General features: G+C 39.3%; 19 protein-coding genes and 1 pseudogene. 4 read left to right on the top strand and 16 right to left on the bottom strand.

What is annotated here, in order from left to right; genetic code table 11:
• Window positions 1–63 precede the first annotated feature (63 nt).
• A complete protein-coding gene (locus DESGI_RS14320) occupies window positions 64–405 on the top strand; it encodes a DUF2680 domain-containing protein (protein ID WP_006520748.1) in 342 nt (113 codons plus the stop codon).
• A 258-nt stretch (window positions 406–663) separates the two neighbouring features.
• Here the strand turns inward: DESGI_RS14320 and DESGI_RS26165 are convergent, their stop codons facing one another.
• From DESGI_RS26165 to DESGI_RS14355, 10 genes are all read right to left on the bottom strand, one after another.
• Window positions 664–792 carry a cyclic lactone autoinducer peptide gene (locus DESGI_RS26165; protein ID WP_006520742.1) on the bottom strand — a complete coding sequence of 43 codons (129 nt, stop codon included), beginning with the start codon at window positions 790–792 and terminating at the stop codon, window positions 664–666.
• 72 nt (window positions 793–864) lie between these two features.
• Entirely contained in the window at window positions 865–1,089 is a 225-nt protein-coding gene (locus DESGI_RS14325) for an accessory gene regulator B family protein (protein ID WP_006520747.1), read from the bottom strand.
• Window positions 1,090–1,518: 429 nt separating this feature from the next.
• The gene (locus DESGI_RS14330) at window positions 1,519–2,163 is read right to left on the bottom strand and encodes a hypothetical protein (RefSeq protein WP_006520746.1); all 645 of its coding nucleotides are present in this window, start codon (window positions 2,161–2,163) and stop codon (window positions 1,519–1,521) included.
• 87 nt (window positions 2,164–2,250) lie between these two features.
• Window positions 2,251–3,480 (bottom strand): amidase domain-containing protein, encoded by a 1,230-nt coding sequence (locus tag DESGI_RS14335; protein ID WP_157872789.1) that lies wholly within the window; start codon window positions 3,478–3,480, stop codon window positions 2,251–2,253.
• A gap of 667 nt (window positions 3,481–4,147) precedes the next feature.
• Complete coding sequence (locus DESGI_RS14340) at window positions 4,148–5,491, bottom strand: sensor histidine kinase (RefSeq protein WP_006520744.1); 1,344 nt, start codon at window positions 5,489–5,491, stop codon at window positions 4,148–4,150.
• A gap of 19 nt (window positions 5,492–5,510) precedes the next feature.
• A complete protein-coding gene (locus tag DESGI_RS14345) occupies window positions 5,511–6,251 on the bottom strand; it encodes a LytR/AlgR family response regulator transcription factor (RefSeq protein ID WP_006520743.1) in 741 nt (246 codons plus the stop codon).
• A 712-nt stretch (window positions 6,252–6,963) separates the two neighbouring features.
• Window positions 6,964–7,092, bottom strand: coding sequence for a cyclic lactone autoinducer peptide (locus DESGI_RS26170; protein WP_006520742.1), 129 nt, complete (start codon window positions 7,090–7,092; stop codon window positions 6,964–6,966).
• Complete coding sequence (locus DESGI_RS14350; protein WP_006520741.1) at window positions 7,086–7,727, bottom strand: accessory gene regulator ArgB-like protein; 642 nt, start codon at window positions 7,725–7,727, stop codon at window positions 7,086–7,088. Before DESGI_RS14350 ends, DESGI_RS26170 begins: the two co-directional genes overlap by 7 nt.
• 256 nt (window positions 7,728–7,983) lie before the next feature.
• Window positions 7,984–8,250 (bottom strand): VanZ family protein, encoded by a 267-nt coding sequence (locus tag DESGI_RS26465; protein WP_083939864.1) that lies wholly within the window; start codon window positions 8,248–8,250, stop codon window positions 7,984–7,986.
• A 313-nt stretch (window positions 8,251–8,563) separates the two neighbouring features.
• Complete coding sequence (locus DESGI_RS14355; protein ID WP_157872790.1) at window positions 8,564–9,043, bottom strand: hypothetical protein; 480 nt, start codon at window positions 9,041–9,043, stop codon at window positions 8,564–8,566.
• Between the two features lie 208 nt (window positions 9,044–9,251).
• Here DESGI_RS14355 and DESGI_RS25740 point away from each other — a divergent pair, with 208 nt between their 5' ends.
• Both DESGI_RS25740 and DESGI_RS23185 read left to right on the top strand, forming a co-directional pair.
• On the top strand, window positions 9,252–9,599 hold the full coding sequence (locus DESGI_RS25740; protein ID WP_006520739.1) for a transposase: 348 nt from the start codon (window positions 9,252–9,254) through the stop codon (window positions 9,597–9,599).
• A gap of 34 nt (window positions 9,600–9,633) precedes the next feature.
• Window positions 9,634–10,416 (top strand): transposase, encoded by a 783-nt coding sequence (locus DESGI_RS23185; protein WP_006520738.1) that lies wholly within the window; start codon window positions 9,634–9,636, stop codon window positions 10,414–10,416.
• Between the two features lie 813 nt (window positions 10,417–11,229).
• On the opposite strand, the gene DESGI_RS14370 is transcribed toward DESGI_RS23185, so the two are convergent.
• The 3 genes and pseudogenes from DESGI_RS14370 to DESGI_RS14380 form a co-directional block, all read right to left on the bottom strand.
• On the bottom strand, window positions 11,230–11,439 hold the full coding sequence (locus DESGI_RS14370; protein WP_006520737.1) for an ATP-binding protein: 210 nt from the start codon (window positions 11,437–11,439) through the stop codon (window positions 11,230–11,232).
• 6 nt (window positions 11,440–11,445) lie between these two features.
• A complete protein-coding gene (locus DESGI_RS14375) occupies window positions 11,446–11,703 on the bottom strand; it encodes a hypothetical protein (protein WP_006520736.1) in 258 nt (85 codons plus the stop codon).
• 677 nt (window positions 11,704–12,380) lie between these two features.
• Window positions 12,381–12,575 (bottom strand): annotated as a pseudogene (locus DESGI_RS14380) (IS110 family transposase); the annotation flags it as partial.
• A 194-nt stretch (window positions 12,576–12,769) separates the two neighbouring features.
• On the opposite strand from DESGI_RS14380, the gene istA reads away from it, so the two are divergent.
• Window positions 12,770–13,594 (top strand): IS21 family transposase, encoded by an 825-nt coding sequence (gene istA, locus DESGI_RS14385; protein WP_006520734.1) that lies wholly within the window; start codon window positions 12,770–12,772, stop codon window positions 13,592–13,594.
• 10 nt (window positions 13,595–13,604) lie between these two features.
• Here istA and DESGI_RS14390 read toward each other — a convergent pair whose 3' ends face one another.
• From DESGI_RS14390 to DESGI_RS14400, 3 genes are read right to left on the bottom strand one after another with little or no spacing between them, the layout of a single operon-like run.
• Window positions 13,605–14,645, bottom strand: a complete 1,041-nt coding sequence (locus DESGI_RS14390) for a tyrosine-type recombinase/integrase (protein WP_006520733.1) — start codon at window positions 14,643–14,645, stop codon at window positions 13,605–13,607.
• The gene (locus tag DESGI_RS14395; RefSeq protein ID WP_006520732.1) at window positions 14,632–15,609 is read right to left on the bottom strand and encodes a tyrosine-type recombinase/integrase; all 978 of its coding nucleotides are present in this window, start codon (window positions 15,607–15,609) and stop codon (window positions 14,632–14,634) included. Before DESGI_RS14395 ends, DESGI_RS14390 begins: the two co-directional genes overlap by 14 nt.
• Window positions 15,602–17,185 (bottom strand): tyrosine-type recombinase/integrase, encoded by a 1,584-nt coding sequence (locus tag DESGI_RS14400; RefSeq protein ID WP_006520731.1) that lies wholly within the window; start codon window positions 17,183–17,185, stop codon window positions 15,602–15,604. The genes DESGI_RS14395 and DESGI_RS14400 overlap by 8 nt, the downstream gene beginning before the upstream one ends.
• Between the last annotated feature and the right edge of the window lie 49 nt (window positions 17,186–17,234).

A 17,234-nucleotide genomic window follows, 5' to 3' on the forward strand; every position in this document is an offset into this window, starting at 1 on the left:
TTAATCCCATAGTTTTGCCACATTTACAGCTTATAATTGAATAAAACAAAGGAGGTTTGGAATATGAATAAAAAAATAGGTGTAGTGGTAGCGACATTAGCCCTGGCAGCCACCATGGCGGTGCCCGCCTTTGCGGACACCACAGCTGACGCCAAGGCCTGGTTTGACCAGCGGTTTGCCGCTAAAGAAGCAGCCGTGGATCAAGCTGTGGAATCCGGTCGTCTGACTGCTGAACAGGGAGAGGCCATGAGGGATCACTTTGATCAAATGTATGAATTCCATGAGCAAAACGGCTTTACCTGCCCGTATGGAACTCCCGGTCAAGGACCAGGCTTTGGCCGCGGCGCTAAAGGCTTCGGCGGCGGCATGGGCATGGGCTTCGGTGCCAACGCACAACAGCAATAAAACAAGCGGAGATGGTTCTTAAAGGGGCTAATTAGAATTTTTGCAGGAGAAAAAAGGCTCAAATATCAGGTAACCCCTGATTTTGAGCCTTAATCATCGTGCCTTAATCATCGATAATGCGCAATAGCTACCTCGCAAAATTTTCAATTACTAGAAAGAATGAAGTAACTGAGGGAATTCAATTGGGGAAATTTCGGAAGGCCGGTTGATCCTTCCAAAATTTCCCCAAATAGAAGTTTAAATGCACATCCACCGCATCTAATTTTCTTTAGGTGGTTCTGGCTCATACATCATAAACAAACTTGTAGCATTCATATTGGTCATAGCCACTATTGTCAATATAGTAGCTAGTCCACTAAATAATAACCTATTTATGTATTTTAACATTTTAATTCACTCCCTTCCATTTTAGTGAAAATAAAATATCCAATTTTTTTATAAGCAAATGGCCAAATGGGGTCAAAGTAAATGCTTGCCATAACAATCCAAAAGCAATAAAATTGATACTTCATAAACTACTCTTAGCAAAGCAGCTATCGAAAAAAGAACGACCAGTTTAAGAACACTTCCCAATATAATTTCGGTTCCGTATCCCAGCAATTCCGCTTGGTTTGGGTTGACCGCCTTATTTGCCACATACATTCCTACTCTGCGTCCCAATGCATGTACTGAAATACTCGCCATCCTTATCACCTCCTAAGAAGCATTTGCATAAAATATCGAATATGCCCATTACGCTTGATTACGTTATAAACATTTGTTAGACCCTTATAATGAAGTTTTATTGAACAGGATTGGTTCAGCAAACCCTATCTAGAGAAGGGCACAATTCGATTCTACAGGTAAAATTATAAAATGGCTTTATAAACGAACTGTGGCTTATTTTATCCGAAGAGAGGGCTCTATCTTAATAATGGCTCTTTTTGAACAGATCATTTAGTTATCATGAGGAGGCTTAATTTTGTGTAAGGTTATTTAAATAGATTCTAAATTTGTCATGGCCAATTAACATGGGTAACAGCAGTCAATTTCCAGGGGTTAAATACCACTGATTAATGTTTCTGGTAAACCAGTCACGCATGTGGACACCTTAACTTTTTGTATTATATACGCTCATTGAATCTGTTCAAGCTTTGTATTATTAATACCACTTCCATATTTAATTAGATCATTTAGTGTACATACAACCTTATTATCAGAATTGAAAAATTTTATATTATGTATATTTGTACTCTTATTAATAATTATAATATATGCTTTATCACCCTTAATATCTTCCTCTATTATTTCATCATTATCTAGAACCATACTAACCTTTTCAAAGTCGGTTTTTATTTTTTTATCAGAATCAGGTAGCCACGTTGTTTCATTTAAGTTACCGAATATGATAGTATTATTATAATCAGCAATTCTATTAACAGAAAATCCCATACTTAAGGCCATTTCTCCTTCTGCTTTTTTATCTGCTTTATATTTATTATCATTATCTTTAGCAAGGTAAAATAAGTCAAGACGCGCACCTTCTCCTTTAACTAAGCTAACAACTATGCGGCCTGAGAGATAGGGATTGATATCGCATACTTCAATATTGTTTAGATTAATTCCAATGCTTTTATAGTAATCATTATATAATGCATTTGATATATTATTAATTAACGATTCGTCCTCATTACTAACATTAAGAACATAATTTTGTTTGCTACTGCACGCAGTTAATATAATAGCAATAGCAAGGAGAACTGTAATTTTTTTCAGCATAAATCCACCCTCGATAAAATAATATTCGCTTATTATTGAAAAAACAAAAGGGGCAGGCTTAATTCAAGCTGCCCCTTACTTTAAAAACTAGCTGTTAAAATAAGAGGTATAAACGGTAAAATCAATATTTCTCATGTAACAATTGGAACCACCCCAACTGGATATTAGATTAGTTAGGGGCCTGTTAAGCTTATCGTAAGAATGTTGTGATACAAAAATATCACTATAACTTGTGGGGTTGGGGTTCATGTCAGTTGTGTAAACAGAATGAGCATATGAGCCTGAACTACCATTTCTTACCTGATAAACTTCCCCAATGTCTTCGTAACGAGGGTTTATGTATGTATAAACCCTATCGTTATTAAAGCCATACCCATTCGGACCTAGAGTCTTAGATTGAGTAGCGTAGTTCCATAAAGACGAAACTGATTCCCAATTTGAACTTCCTCCTCCAGTTCCAGCGTACCATGTACTAGTCATCCTTACTTTATTTGCAATATTACTTTTAGTTTTAGTATCGTTTCCTTCTACGTATCCCCCAAAAGCGGCCCAAACACATTGAGAGACGAAGTTTGTGCAATCACCACCACTTCCTGCAGTGTAGAAAAACCTACTACTTTGTGATGATTCAGCAAACCTCTCAGCATAAGCAGTTCCTCTAGGTGAAAAATAAGTATATGAAGCTGCGGCTGTAACCGAATCAGAACCTGTAGTGCTTGTATCTGGATGAGGTGAAGGCATTAATTTGCTTTCTTCGAATTGCTTTTTCATTTTAACGATATCGTTGAGCTTTTCTTCCTTCATTTTCTTTTGAAGGTCTTGTCCTTTTAAACCTGCCTTATTTTTTTCGCGATATGAAGCCTTATATTGTTCAAACTCATCAAAGCCTGAATCAATTTTTGTTATAAACCACTTATTTCCATCATGCTTTAACTTGAAATCATAATCAACATTGTATATTCCAGATTTTATATCTAAAGTATTTTGGCATTGATAATCGAGATCAATTAATAACCCAACCTGTGCTTGATTGTTATTGATTAAAATATCTTTATAATCAATTGAATAACTATAATCCTTATATCCTATACCGAATTCTCTGCTTACTTCTACCTCACATTCATTAATTATTTTATATAATAGCGTGTCATCGTTTTCCTCAATAATATTGCTCGTATTAGCAGTTTTTAGGTATTTAAATGAATCGAAGTAATTATTAAAGTATTGAGAAATTATTGACTTAATAGCTTCTTCATCATTTGCAGAAGGATTGTTTTGCGCAAAAGAAACGCTACTTATAAATAAAAAACCAAACATAGTAACAAATAGCAGCATTGTCTTTTTTATTATATTTTTCCTCCTTTGTATTATTTAAACTATTAAATAGAATAAATCAAACTAATTTTTTGACACCGTCACCTCCCTTAATTTAAACACATTATTTAATTACTCCACCAAGTAGTTCGTTTATTTTTACCAATTAACTAATACAATCAACTCCCTTTTTTCCTTATGGTTCCAATTATATTATGTGAAGAATGAATATTCAACAGCTCTACTAAATCACCGATTTAAGGGGTCAATTACCGAATATATATTATTCCTCGTGAATATTATCGTTTTCATGTCAGGCTTGACGGATAATTGGCACCCAATCGGTATTTCAAAGGCTTTTCTGATAACCATTAAATATAGACTCCAACCACACTGAGGCTTGCCTAACAAACCACCTCATCTAACAAGACCCATTGAAATCACCCCCAAGAGAAAAAATGATACTATCTATTAAACCAAGTCCTTTCTTGACATCATCGTACCATTGCCCCTATCCATTTCCAATACCTGGTGCGCAACACGTGGGAAATGCTGCATAACTCGTTAAGATCCTTGCTTTAACCGTCAATTTTTGTGCATAAAAAAACAGCTCCATTATTTAGAACTGTTCCAATGGAAATAAAAACTATAAACTTTCATTGAATAAGCCTTAGTTATTCCAGGGGATATATATCACAAATTGCACACCCGGATAATTTTCAGGCTTTGTTAGAATTAATTGACCGTTGTAGCGGCCCACAATCCGTTTAATTATAAACAACCCCAGGCCGCTGTGGCTGCTTACATCTTTGGTAGTATATCCGGCGTCAAATATATGATCCCGTACGTCTTCAGGAACAACAGCACCAGTATTGGACACTTTTATTTGCAATCCCATTTTGTTACCGGTAATTACCAGGTCCACCTTCGGATAGCGACCGGATGTTGCCGCGTCAAAAGCGTTATCCAGCAAATTGCCGGTTATTTGGGTTAAATCCTGCGGTGGAAGCGGCAAAACGCAATTTTGTATATTGACTTGCCAACTAAAATCAATACCACGAGACTTGGCGTTTTCTTGCTTAACACTTATGAGAGCACCTAATTCCGGCGGGTTAATACTGAGTAAATTTGCAATTTGGCGCACATTATTATATAAGGTCCCAATATATTCTTCAGCTTGGTTATACCGCTTTGCATTCAGATATCCGTATACTGCTGTAAGGTGATTATAAAAGTCGTGGCGCTGAACTTGCATTTTGAGGTTCAAATTATGCATTTCTTTGATATGAAGCAATTCAGCTTCTAACCTTGCTTCACGTTTTGCCAGCTTTAATGTGTATCCGGCTAACGACAAAGTAGCAAATACAGATGAGATAATAACAACACTGCAGGTTGTTACCAGGGCAGCAAGGTTAAAGCTTGGGTACACTGCAGCAGCATAAATATAAAAGCTGATATTAAGTAATACCAACATTAAGACTTGGATAAGGCACAGTATAAAAAGATAGCTTTGGCTAACAAAATGCATGTGTGAACGCCATTTTATCATCATTAATTCAAGTAATGGGATCCGCCATCCACGCTTGGCGGTTGCATGAGTTACACCGACTAACAAAGCCAGGTGCGGCAAGGTAAATATTATCCGCAGCAGGGGGTCGGAAATAATGTCCTCCAGTTTATAGGAAAAAACTCGGGCTAGAAGGGGAACGGACACCCCTTCCGTTAAACCTAAGATAATACTTGCAAGCACCTGAATAATTATTGCTAAACTCCAAGGCACCCGGAAAAAGAGGTGAACAAAGATAACCATTAATATTATTTGTAGAAAAGTATGTACGCCAAAAATAATCGGTAATGAGCGGATGGTATATGAAAACAGGGAAGTTAGCAGAGAAAGTGCTATGAGAAATGCGAATGATTTTCTTTTTCCTGCCAGTATTAGTGCCATATAGTATAAGACTAAACTTTCCGGAACTGATACGCCTAAAAAGGGAATAAGCAGCATGAAATCCATCTTTACTTCCCCTTAAATATCATGATTCGAGCAAGTTCATTAAGGCATGTACCCGATTCCGAGTAAGTAAAGCCTTGCCGTTACTCTTCTTAAACTTTACCTCATAATAAGAAGAGCCGGGGAGATTAACCACCCGCTCAATTTGCTCAATATTTATAATGTAGGACTTGTGTGAGCGAAAAAACCCCGTTCCCAACTGCTGTTCAAAATTCCGCAGGGTATCCCGTGCTGTATGATTCCCATTAACGCAATGAAGAATAGTCTGGCGCCCATGCTTTTCCAGGTAACAAATATCATTAAGGTTTAAAAACACTCGTTCATAACCTAAATTAATAGCCAACTTTGTGGTTTGCAGGCGGGAAGCGAGTTTAGTAAGGAGCCTTTCCGACGCACCCAATGTCTTTTGGATACGGTGAATTGTATTTTTTACCCGTTCTTTATCAATAGGCTTTAAAATGTAATCGTAGGCGTAAACGCGATAAGCTTCAAGAGAGTATTCTTTATGGGCGGTAATAAAGATAATATACAAATCGGGTTTCATTTCCTGTATTTTTTCAGCCAGTTTTATGCCTTTCATGTCGGGCAGTTCGATGTCCAATAAGGCCAGATCCGGGTTCCTGTCTTTAACAAGCCTGAGGGTGTCGGCTGCATTTTTTGCTGTCCCTACAAGCTGAATATCATCTAACTCACATAGAATTGATTTGAGCAATAGTAACACTCCCGGTTCGTCGTCAGCTGCTATGGCTTTAACCGGAATCATAACCCTGACACCTCCTGCAATTTCCAGATTAAAACTTGCTTCAAAAAATAATACTTAGAGAATTTACATATGACAATTTTTTTTAATCTAATCAGTTGCAGATATTGGTCAAATTGAAAATTTTAAGTATAGACGGGTGATTATGCTATATTGTTCCCTGTAATACTCTGTTTCCTTTATACAAAAAGTTTGTCGGAGGAATTTTTTAAGAGATTACTATGAGGAAGGAGTTAATGCTTAATTATCGAAAAAAGCTTTTATTGGACATTATACCATTATATGCTTATTCGATCAATTTGATACCAACAGGACTCACTAAGCTTGTAGTGGGGTAGCTTTATATTAAAAAAAAATAGGTAATTCAAGCCACTTAAAAGGCACATGGTTAGCAAGTCCTACTTTTTTAAGAAGCGGTGGGAGTAGTCGGGATAGCCCTAACCAAATTGGACGGTACCGCTAAGGGGGGCTATTTAAACAGGGTTTTGATATACCTATTTAGATGATCGGTGTTGGCGATGGCAGAGATAATGTAGCCCCTTTGATGCTTGGAAATTTGACGATGCACTGTTTGAAAGGAAAGATAAAACGGTAGAGCAGGAAGGGTATTTTCACAAGATGAGTGGGCAGAAAGCAGTAATGAGCCGGGGGACATGCTCCATTCGGGTTAACCCGGAAAATCAATCAGGGTCTTCCGGGTTAACCGATCATACATCTAATTTTCTTTAGGTGGTTCTGGCTCATACATCATAAACAAACTTGTAGCATTCATATTGGTCATAGCCACTATTGTCAATATAGTAGCCAGTCCACTAAATAATAACCTATTTATGTATTTTAACATTTTAATTCGCTCCCTTTCCAATTTGGTAAAAATAAAATATCCAACTTTTTAATAAGCAAATGACCAAATGGGGTCAAAGTAAATGCTTGCCATAACAATCCAAAAGCAATAATCCAACTAATTAAGTAGCCCGGTCCGACAATAAAGGATACAATTGATAAAAATAATGCCGCTATAAGCGTTAACTTACGAAACCTATCTTTTATAGCTTTACTTTTTAGAGGCTTGTTGAGGGATGCTTGGGGTGCATAGCGCCAGTAAAGGCAGAAAGATATCACTAAAACCCCTGCCAGTATTAAGCCGGGTAATCCTTGAAAAAGGGGAAACATAACCTTAATCATACACCCCAGTGAGAGAATGATTAAAACACTGGTTACAAGGCACCGGTAATATGCTGAACAGTGAGCTCCGCCCGACAAGGTGCGAAGTAGACCTATAACAAAAAGCAAAATTGCTACTTCATAAACTACTCTTAACAAAGCAGCTATCAAAAAAAGAACGACCAGTTTAAAAACACTTCCCAATATAATTTCGGCTCCGTATCCCAGCAATTCCGCTCGGTTTGGGTTGACCGTCTTATTTGCCACATACATTCCTACTCTGCATCCCAATGCATGTACTGAAATACCCGCCATCCTTGTCACCCCCGCCCCTTTGTTTTATCTTACCAGATATTCCACTGATTACTGATGCAAAATGTGCAATACGTTTGAATTGCTGCGCAACTCGTAGGATTCTTGTTTCAACCGTTAATTTCTTAATTATAAAATTAATTAGAGCCTCTCGTAATGGAGATATTTCTGTCACATAAATCTGCCACATATTGATCATGGATGACATCCGGGGCAATAATAAAAACCAATGGACGGACTAATTGACCTTTTACTAGTATTAAGATCCGCAAAATTTCAAAAATTTTCGAACAAGACTATTTGAGTAAAAACAGAAACCCACCACGCCACCGATTGTATTAGCTATAATATCATCTACATCAAAGCATCTGTTAGAAGTAAGAGTTATGGCCATAATGATTAATTGAAATGTCTCAATGCAAACAGACGCCATGAAACTTATAAATATTATTTTCTTGCAACTATAATATTTCTTATTCAACAATGGAAGCAAAAACCCATTGGTAAAAAAAGGATAATATTGCAACTAAAACCCTTAATCCTTTGCGCTATGATAGGTAATGCATATGCTTTAATATCATATCCAGAAGAGAGTTCATACTTAAAATGCTCAAGAGTCTGCTGTAAAAAATGAAATGGTATTAAGTTGTAATAAATGTTTTTTGGAGTCCAGACTAAAAATAAAATTAATTGGCATTTGCGTAATTATAAAAATTAAAATAATATAAAAAACAAATACAGTTTTAATATTATCTAGTTTATTCTTTTGTACCTGCATAGCGCCCCCTATGGTACAGAGTAGGCTGACATTTTGTCACCTACTCTGTATTCACATTAGACTATTTATATACTTTGAAGTCCCCGGACTCATAATAGCCGGTGTTAAAATCAAATGCAACATAATAATCTTCATTTGCAGTCACTGTAAAGCTAATGGTTTTCCAACCGTCATTGGTATAAATCGTTTTTGCAGAAGTGCTTTTTCCTGAGCTATCTACCAACCAAATCGATATTGGTGCACGGAGGTTAGATAAAGGATTTTTCCTGTTAATAGCATCTTCTTTAGTTTTATATATACCAAAACAACCATCTAGTTTGATAGTAGTTCCACTAGTACGAACCCATTTATGACTGTATAACATTCCACTTGCCCAATTTACAGTACCCTCATAAGTGCCCAATTTTACAGTCTCATTTGAGGGGCTTGGTGGTTTAACTCCAGAAGGTTGGCTAATATCAGGCTCAGAAGTTAATGAACCTGGTGGTTGTGAGCTAACTCCCGTACCTTGACCTGTTGTGTTTGCTGCAAAAGCAGGCACAACAAATAAACATGATACAAGAGAGCCAATTGCATAATCTACACCCCATAAACTACGAGGCTTTTAACACACGTAAAAAGCACCATACCCAAAATATTAAATCTTAAATATCTCATAAATTCTAGTAAAATTAAAAGGTTTCACCTGTTAGCTTGCAGAAATGTTCTTTGTACCCCTACAAAAAACGCAAGCGAGGTGAAACCCTAATATGTATATTCTTGAAGGAGTACTTTTTCCCTTTGAAGTTTTCATAGAAAATTTTAATGAGCAAGATAAAATTTATAAAGTTATTACCCAAATTAAATGGGAAGAATTAGATAAATTTTATGCCTGTTATAGCGGTCCAGGCCGCAAGGGGTACGACAGGCAAGCATTATTTCGCGCTCTGGTACTTAAAAAGCTGATGGGGCTAACCACTACAAAAGCATTAGTTAAATGCTTGGCTTATTCACCGCTGTTAGCGTATTGGTGTGGCTTCGATATCATGAAACCTACACCCTCTGAAAGCGTGTTCTCCCGTTTCGAAAAAGGGCTAACCTCAGAGGGATCTTGGTGATTTGTGTAATAGCCTTTTAAGTCAGGTCTTATCAATGACAACCTCCACCGGAGAAATTGCTATTGATAGTACAGATATTACAGCTAAAGAACGCCCTCGCAAGGATGGAAAAACCGGTGCTGCTTTTGGGCACCGTACTGCTTCCAGCGGGGAAATGGATATTTTTTATGGATATAAACTCCACTTGGCAACTGTTAATACTAATCACGGCCCGATACCTGTAGCCGCCAGGATTGCTCCAGCTAACTACTCTGATTTTGAGTTTGCTGAAACTTTAATGAATGAAGGCTATTATTTCCACAATAAAGCGTTTGGTTTTGCGCCTAGTTATTACCTTATGGATGCCGGTTATGACGCTGAATACATATATTCACAAGCTTTAAAGTTGCGTGGCCAGGCAATAGTTAAATTGAATCACCGCGGGAAGAAGGGCACATATAAGGAACATACTGATTATGGTACTCCTTTATGTCCGGGTAAAAATGCTATGGTTTATCGGGGCACTGAGAAGAAAAATTTAACCAACAAGTTTTGCTACCCCAGGATTTTCGGTCAACCAGTAGATTGCCAAGGTGAGTGCGGGTGCACTAGTTCTTATGGGTATGTCAAAAGGGTATCTATTAATGAAAACCCGCGAATGTTCTGTAGCCCCCACCGTGGAAGCCGCACCTGGCATGAGATTTATAAGCATCGCACTTCAATTGAAAGATTATTTTCCGTGTTAAAGGGCCATCTCTACATGGACCGGTTAATTAAAAGGGGTATAGATAAAGCGTTTACCGATATTATGATTTGTTTGATAACGTTTCTTGCTTGAACCATTGTTCAGCTTAAAGATAAAGCGTTACCGAATGTAGCATAATATCCGAATTTATATTTTCTTTTATGCATTTTACTTTCCTAGGATACTTCTGTCCTTTTTTAATCAATATTTATACCAGCAAATTCCATTAAGTTATATTTGCGTATTTTTGTAAATTAATTGCATTTACCCTAGTATTATCCTTTTGCTTCCAGGCTGAGAATTTTAATTTTGCAATTGGCTCACAAGAGCTATAATACATAACAGTATTAGCTTTACTCTTTTCATATAAAAACTCCTCCTTAATTTGTTTAAGAATAAATATCTGGCAATTTAAAACAACTAAAAAAGTGGTTAAATAGAGCTTACTGTCAGTCATTTAATTTAATTTAGATTGGTGTGCTTTCTTTCGTCAAATTATTATAAAAATTCATCCATACCATGAGAATATTTGATGTCTTTTATTGATATATAGGCCAAATACCCTTCTTCAATAACAGCCCGTTTTAGTGGTTTGTAGTAGGCTAACTTTTGTGAAGTTATTGCGGACTCCGTGGTTTGCCTAACAAACCATTTCATCTAATAAAACCCATTGGAATCACCTCCCCGAGAAGTAAATGAATACTATCTTATAACCAAGACCTTTCTTGACATCATCGTACCATTTTCCCTATCCATTTCCAATACCTGGTGTGCAACACGTGGGAAATGCTGCATAACTCGTTAAGATCCTTGCTTTAACCGTCAATTTTTGTGCATAAAAAAACAGCTCCATTATTTAGAACTGTTCAATGGAAATAAAAACTATAAACTTTCATTGAATAAGCCTTAGTTATTCCAGGGAATATATAACACAAATTGTACACCCGGATAATTTTCAGGCTCTGTTAGATTTAATTGACCGTTGTAGCGGCCTACAATTTGTTTAATTATAAACAACCCCAGGCCGCTGTGGCTGCTTACATCTTTTGTGGTATAGCCAGCGTCGAATATATGATCCCGTATATCTTTAGGAACAAAAGCACCGGTATTGGACACTCTTATTTACAATCCCATTTTGTTACTGGTAATTACCATGTCCACCTTCGGATAGCGGCCGGATGTTGCTGCGTCAAAAGCGTTATCCAGCAAATTGCCGGTTATTTGGGTTAAATCCTCCGGTGAAAGCGGCAGAATACATTTTTTTAAATTGACTTGCCAACTAAAATCAATACCACGAGACTTGGCGTTTTCTTGCTTAACACTTATGAGAGCACCTAATTCCGGCGGGTTAATACCGAGCAAATTTGCAATTTCGCGCACTCATCGCCTTGCTTACTTTTACAAGGGATGGCTTTTCTACTTTTACCGCCAAATTCCTGCTTTTCTTGTAATTTGGAATTGCCGCCGAAGGCGGCAATTCATTCACCGCCCATTGCCATGCGTCACCATATGTTGTTGCAAGTCCAAATTTTAAAAACGGGGATATTCAATATATATTCCACATGCCAAGCACGGTAAATGTTAGTAAAAAGGATAAGCGAATAGAAATACTACCACTGGCTTATTGTCAGGTAGATGAAGATGGTTTGATTAGTTTCAAAGAAATCCAATAACAAAACAATATGTTAATTTGAAGCCTTAAAAACGGTACAGGGTTTGCAGTAGGGTATATTGCTCTTTTAATCCTTTAATTTCTTTTGGGCATGGCGTTTCTTATGTAATAGGCGGCAAGTATAAAAACTAATAAAGGTAACAATACAAGTATTTTTAACCAATTTTCTGCACCCAAGAAATATAGTGATGGTAGAATTAAGGTGATCCCACTACCTAGTAATATTTTCCAAGATCTTTTCCATAGTCCCCATATAAATAAAAGCACTGAGGTTCCAATTAACAACCAAAAAATAAACCAACCCAATAAAAACCCATTTGTAAATTTGCCCTCCCTATATTCCACTTACTATGTAAGTAGGTAAGCTTCAATGCTCAATAATGTTTAAGATTGCACGTAACCGGGAACGCCCACGCTTGGTGATCGTCGTTTCGCCCTTATGCTGACCGGAACTATTTTCCTTGAGACTGAGCCCTGCGTGGCGAATAATTTGTTGGGGATGAGCATAGCCGGTGAGATCCCCGATTTCGGCATATAATCCGGCAACGGTCTTTAATCCCACACAGGGCATGGTGAGCATCGCCTGAGCCCCCGGAACCAAAGTGAGTTCTGAGTATTCCGGGCGATATTACACCACCTGTCCGATTATAGGAAACCGTCATTCCGGCTGCAAGGAAACCGTTATTCCGGTAGCGGAAACCGCTAAATGAAATTCCTTTATAATGTATTTATGCATCAGAAATGATGTAAATACATTTGAAGGAGGTCATTTAAGTGACCAAATACCGAGAAATCCTTAGGCTTCATAGTTTGGGATTCAGTCAGCAGAACATTGCTTACAGCAGCAGTGTCTCTAAGAAAACGGTCAACCGAGTCATCAATAGAGCAAAGGAGTTAAATATTACTTGGCCATTAGATGACAATCAGACTGATGCTGTATTAGGGGGAATCCTGTTCCCTAAGACCAAGCAGGAAAACGTCAAAAAACGTATGCCTGACCTAAACTATATCCATAAAGAGCTACTCAAAAACGGAGTCAGCAAAAAGCTCTTATGGACAGAATACATGGAGGATTGCCGCCTTAACGGTGAGGAACCACTCATGTATTCCCAATTCTGCTATTACATCCAGCAGGATGAGCAGAAACGCCGTGCAACCATGCATATTGGACGTAAACCAGGTGAACAGGTTGAGGTAGATTGGGCAGGCGACCCTGCACACATCATCGATCCTGATACTGGTGAAATCATTGATGCCCATCTGTTTGTCGGGGTTATGACCTATAGCCAGTATGCTTATGTTGAGGCTTTCGTAAATGAAAAACAGCAAGCCTGGATAACTGCCCATATTAACATGTATGAATACTTTGGCGGCGTTGCCAAAATCCTTGTATCCGACAACTGCAAGACTGCCGTGATACATAAAGGTGGCTGGTACAATCAGCAGTTAAATGCCGTTTACTACGAGATGGCGGAACACTATGGTACTGCCATCATTCCCGCCAGGGTTAGAAAGCCCAAAGATTATTTTCAAATCTATATTATCATCAAAATCGGCGGGAACCACCCTAAAATAAACGGCAGTTCGGCCGCATATTGAAGATAATAAATCAGGTTAGTCCACAATAGTCAAGCAGATACTGTTCCTTGCCTTTCCAATTTTTCGACCTTGCAGCTGATGTACCAATGGTTCCCTCATGATCGACAGACTCCAGAACCTTAGTGATGGTTTCTTCATCAGAATAGGAATAGATAGTCGTCGTTTCAATGCTGCTGTGGCCGAGGAAATCTCTGATGTAAGAAAGTGGAATCCCCTTCTTGTACATGGTCATTGCTATGCTGTGCCGGAACATATGCGCATGGAGAGCTTCAGGAAAAGCGGCATCAGTTTTATGTGCGAGTCTTCCATATTTCTTCAGAAAGTAATCGGCTGTTCCGGGTTTCATCTGTGTTTTCAGCCCATCATGGATGGTATAGAATAGGAAGGCATTCGAGGGGCTGTCTTTATGGAATTCCGCAAGATAGGCATCCAAATGCTTAACCGCTGCTCCAAGAAGGGGAACATATCTTACTTTATTCCCTTTGCCGTGAATTCTGAGCCGTACACTGGTATTACTGCGGATAATACAGTTTAACCGTGAATCAAGCATTTCCTGCATTCGTGCGCCTGTTTCATAAGCTAAGATCATGAAAAAACGGTCACGCCTGCCAAGCCTTGCTGTCATGTCGGGCAATGAGAATAAAAGTTTCAGCTGTTCTTGTGTCAAATACTCAGCATGCGGTTTTTTCACACCCTTGAATGCGTGAATGCCGGCAACTTCAAGATATACAGATGTCAGCTCCATATTCTCCTCACTGCAGTATTTCAAGAAGGATTTAATAGCTGACAGCCTCAAGTTAAGTGTATTCGTAGAGTTTCCGCGAGTATCCTTAAGCCATAGAAGGAAGTCATAAATGCCGCTCCTTGAAAAACATGAAAAATCCATCCGGTCAAAGCTGATGCTTTTTTCCTCATAACAATAATTACGCAGAAGATTTAATGTCTGCCGATAGGATCTGACCGTTTTGCCGCTGAAATTTCTCCTCGTTATGAGATAATCGTTTAGAAAGTCACGGAGCAACCGGTAGAAAATCATTTCATTCTTCTTCATGATGCACCTCCGGCAAGATGTCATCATTTACAGAAGAAAGCCGCCATTCCATTTCAGGGTAAAAGTCTTCCATAAGGGACAGATAATAATCCGTGTCAGCATAGCGGGAATGCCCCATATATTCGCTGAGGTAAGGATAAAGCGCATTAATATCCTGTCCTTCTCTGACCCATTGGTTCAGTCTGTGCACGGCATACCCGTGGCGAAAATCGTGGACTCTTACGGGGTTTCCGGCAACAGCACCGGATTCTGGAAGCTTATCCCAAAACTCATGGAACCAATAGTTAAGCATTGACTTGTTAAAGTAATTCCCGTCCTTGTTTGGGAAAAACACTTGTCTGCCTGGGAATATGGATTCCATGATGGAATCATACTCCCTGCATACATCACGTAGATCATCGCTCATATACACGATTCTGGCTTTCCAGCCCTTAGACTCCCGGACAGTTATCTTGCCCGTATCAAGGTCAATATCTTCTGTTTTTAACATTCGCGCTTCCGAGGAACGCAACCCGCAGCAGTACAGCATACGAAAAATGACAGGGATAACATATCTTCGGGTCGGTGAAAACGGCGAAGGCGGGCAATGGTCGATAGCCTTGAAAAAAGCTTTCAACTCGGCATCCGTATAAATATGTGCCTCATATTTAATCTGCCTATCCGGGATGTGCCCCGGAATCACGTAAGCATCATACCCGAGCCCCTTCATATACTTACCAAGCTGTCTTACCGGAGTAACCCTTCGCAAAAGACCGTTCGGATGCTCTCCGGGTTTTAAGCGGAGCCATGCGGTACACATTTCCTTTGTAAGCATGCTCTCGCCTGGGAATTTCTCGTATGCAAGCATATCAAGGTGATGAAGAATCCGTGCCGAAGACCGGTAGGGATAGCCCAGCGCTCGCTTTTGATCAATAAAATCCTTAATGCAGGTGCCAATCAGGCTCTTAAATACATAATCAGTCATCTGAAGTGCCTCCTCTCCAGGAAACTCTTCCGATGACGGACAGATCCAGTGCACACATCCTGAGCATGGATTCTTCCATAGAGATGTACGGCTTGTCCGATTCCTTTGAAACATGGCCGAGGACATCTGTTATGACTTGATGGGGCACCTTTGCAGCCAGCAGCCGGTGTACCATGGAATATCGGAAAAGGTGTGTGCCTTTAGCGGTACCATTTACTGGTTTAACCTTCTGTCGTTCAAGAAGCTTTGAACAAATAGAGTAAACAGAAGATAGCTTGTTGTACGGTGCTTGTTTCCGTAAGAATATATACGGATAGTGATCAGTGCGTTTGGGCCGTTCGTTTAGGATGTAATCCATCAGCGCATTGCCGATATCCGGCAGTAATGGCAGTGCAAGAGGAACACCGGTTTTTTTCTGATTCAGCCTGATTCTGTCTTTCCGCCAGTCAATCTCCTGAAAAGTGAGGCTGCAGATGTCACAATCGCGCAATCCCAGTTTCATGGCAAGAAGGATTATCGCTTTTGTACGCTTGGGCTCCTTTTCCAGTTGTGACATCAAGTTTGCCTGATCCTTTTCCGATAGGTAAGCGGCAACTGAACCTTTCTGAACAAAAACGCCCATTACAATGCCGGATAAATTCGTTCTCAGCAGACCAATAGCATAAAGAAACTCCAGCAGTGACCGCAGGATTGGTATTATTGTGGCCATACTCCGCCTATTGCAGATATCCGCAAATTTTGTGACTGCAAGCTGGATTGTTTCAGGTGCGAGAGATTTTAAATCCTTCAGTGCGTCTATCTCTGTAAACTCCGTCATTTTTCGGAACACATAATCATGCAGTCCAATGGTAGCCTTGCTGAGGTTTCTCTGTTCCAGCGATTTAAGATACTGTGAGCGAATGGATTCAATTTCCAAGTTGCCGCAATCTGTGTCACGCTTGATTAGCCCCCATTGAAAATGTCCCGTGTCTGCGATTTCCATCAAAACATATGCGGCTTTACGGTTGATTTTCCACTTCCATTCTTTCATGAAGCCATTGCTGCGCAAACTGTTCATTCTCTGGATAAAGCTTTGCATCAATGCCTCATCATACTCTGAGATGCCGGCATCGTAAAAATAGCGCCGTATATCCATCCAGGAATGCTTGTATTGTCCCATTGTAGAAACTGTGAGATGCAAGTAATTAATCTCTATTTCAGCCTTGACAATGAGGTAATCAATACGAACACCTGCGGCAATTGGAAACTTCCGGCCATTAAAAAATTCCTGAACCTCAGCTTCGCACGGCATGGGCGGCTCGTTGAACAGGATGCCATGTTCATCCTTGGCGTGAGTACACGCTAATTCGTCAACCAGCTTTACACAGCGTATGTGCAGTGATCGGCGTTCCGGCGAACCATTGTCATCTGCAATAAACGCATCATACAATTCGGCGCACGGCTCCGTTATGCCAAGTGATTCAGCACACTGCAGCATCTGGTTAAAGTAGCGGCGTCTGGATTCCCAGGTTTCACTGGCAAGCTTAGGTCTCAATTGGTCTAAAACAATTTTGATAGTGCTTTCAAGCTTTGTCATACGTTATCCTCCTTCTGACTTCTGTCAGGTCACTAAAAGGATAACTGCA

This window comes from Desulfoscipio gibsoniae DSM 7213 (genome assembly GCF_000233715.2).
Lineage (GTDB): Bacteria > Bacillota > Desulfotomaculia > Desulfotomaculales > Desulfallaceae > Sporotomaculum > Sporotomaculum gibsoniae.

Bases quoted from the DNA above. Each gene is read 5' to 3' on its own strand.
- DESGI_RS14320 (WP_006520748.1), top strand. From the start codon at position 64: ATGAATAAAAAAATAGGTGTAGTGGTAGCGACATTAGCCCTGGCAGCC.
- DESGI_RS26165 (WP_006520742.1), bottom strand. From the start codon at position 792: ATGTTAAAATACATAAATAGGTTATTATTTAGTGGACTAGCTACTATA.
- DESGI_RS14325 (WP_006520747.1), bottom strand. From the start codon at position 1,089: ATGGCGAGTATTTCAGTACATGCATTGGGACGCAGAGTAGGAATGTAT.
- DESGI_RS14330 (WP_006520746.1), bottom strand. From the start codon at position 2,163: ATGCTGAAAAAAATTACAGTTCTCCTTGCTATTGCTATTATATTAACT.
- DESGI_RS14335 (WP_157872789.1), bottom strand. From the start codon at position 3,480: ATGTTTGGTTTTTTATTTATAAGTAGCGTTTCTTTTGCGCAAAACAAT.
- DESGI_RS14340 (WP_006520744.1), bottom strand. From the start codon at position 5,491: ATGGATTTCATGCTGCTTATTCCCTTTTTAGGCGTATCAGTTCCGGAA.
- DESGI_RS14345 (WP_006520743.1), bottom strand. From the start codon at position 6,251: ATGATTCCGGTTAAAGCCATAGCAGCTGACGACGAACCGGGAGTGTTA.
- DESGI_RS26170 (WP_006520742.1), bottom strand. From the start codon at position 7,092: ATGTTAAAATACATAAATAGGTTATTATTTAGTGGACTGGCTACTATA.
- DESGI_RS14350 (WP_006520741.1), bottom strand. From the start codon at position 7,727: ATGGCGGGTATTTCAGTACATGCATTGGGATGCAGAGTAGGAATGTAT.
- DESGI_RS25740 (WP_006520739.1), top strand. From the start codon at position 9,252: ATGTATATTCTTGAAGGAGTACTTTTTCCCTTTGAAGTTTTCATAGAA.
- DESGI_RS23185 (WP_006520738.1), top strand. From the start codon at position 9,634: ATGACAACCTCCACCGGAGAAATTGCTATTGATAGTACAGATATTACA.
- DESGI_RS14390 (WP_006520733.1), bottom strand. From the start codon at position 14,645: ATGAAGAAGAATGAAATGATTTTCTACCGGTTGCTCCGTGACTTTCTA.
- DESGI_RS14395 (WP_006520732.1), bottom strand. From the start codon at position 15,609: ATGACTGATTATGTATTTAAGAGCCTGATTGGCACCTGCATTAAGGAT.
- DESGI_RS14400 (WP_006520731.1), bottom strand. From the start codon at position 17,185: ATGACAAAGCTTGAAAGCACTATCAAAATTGTTTTAGACCAATTGAGA.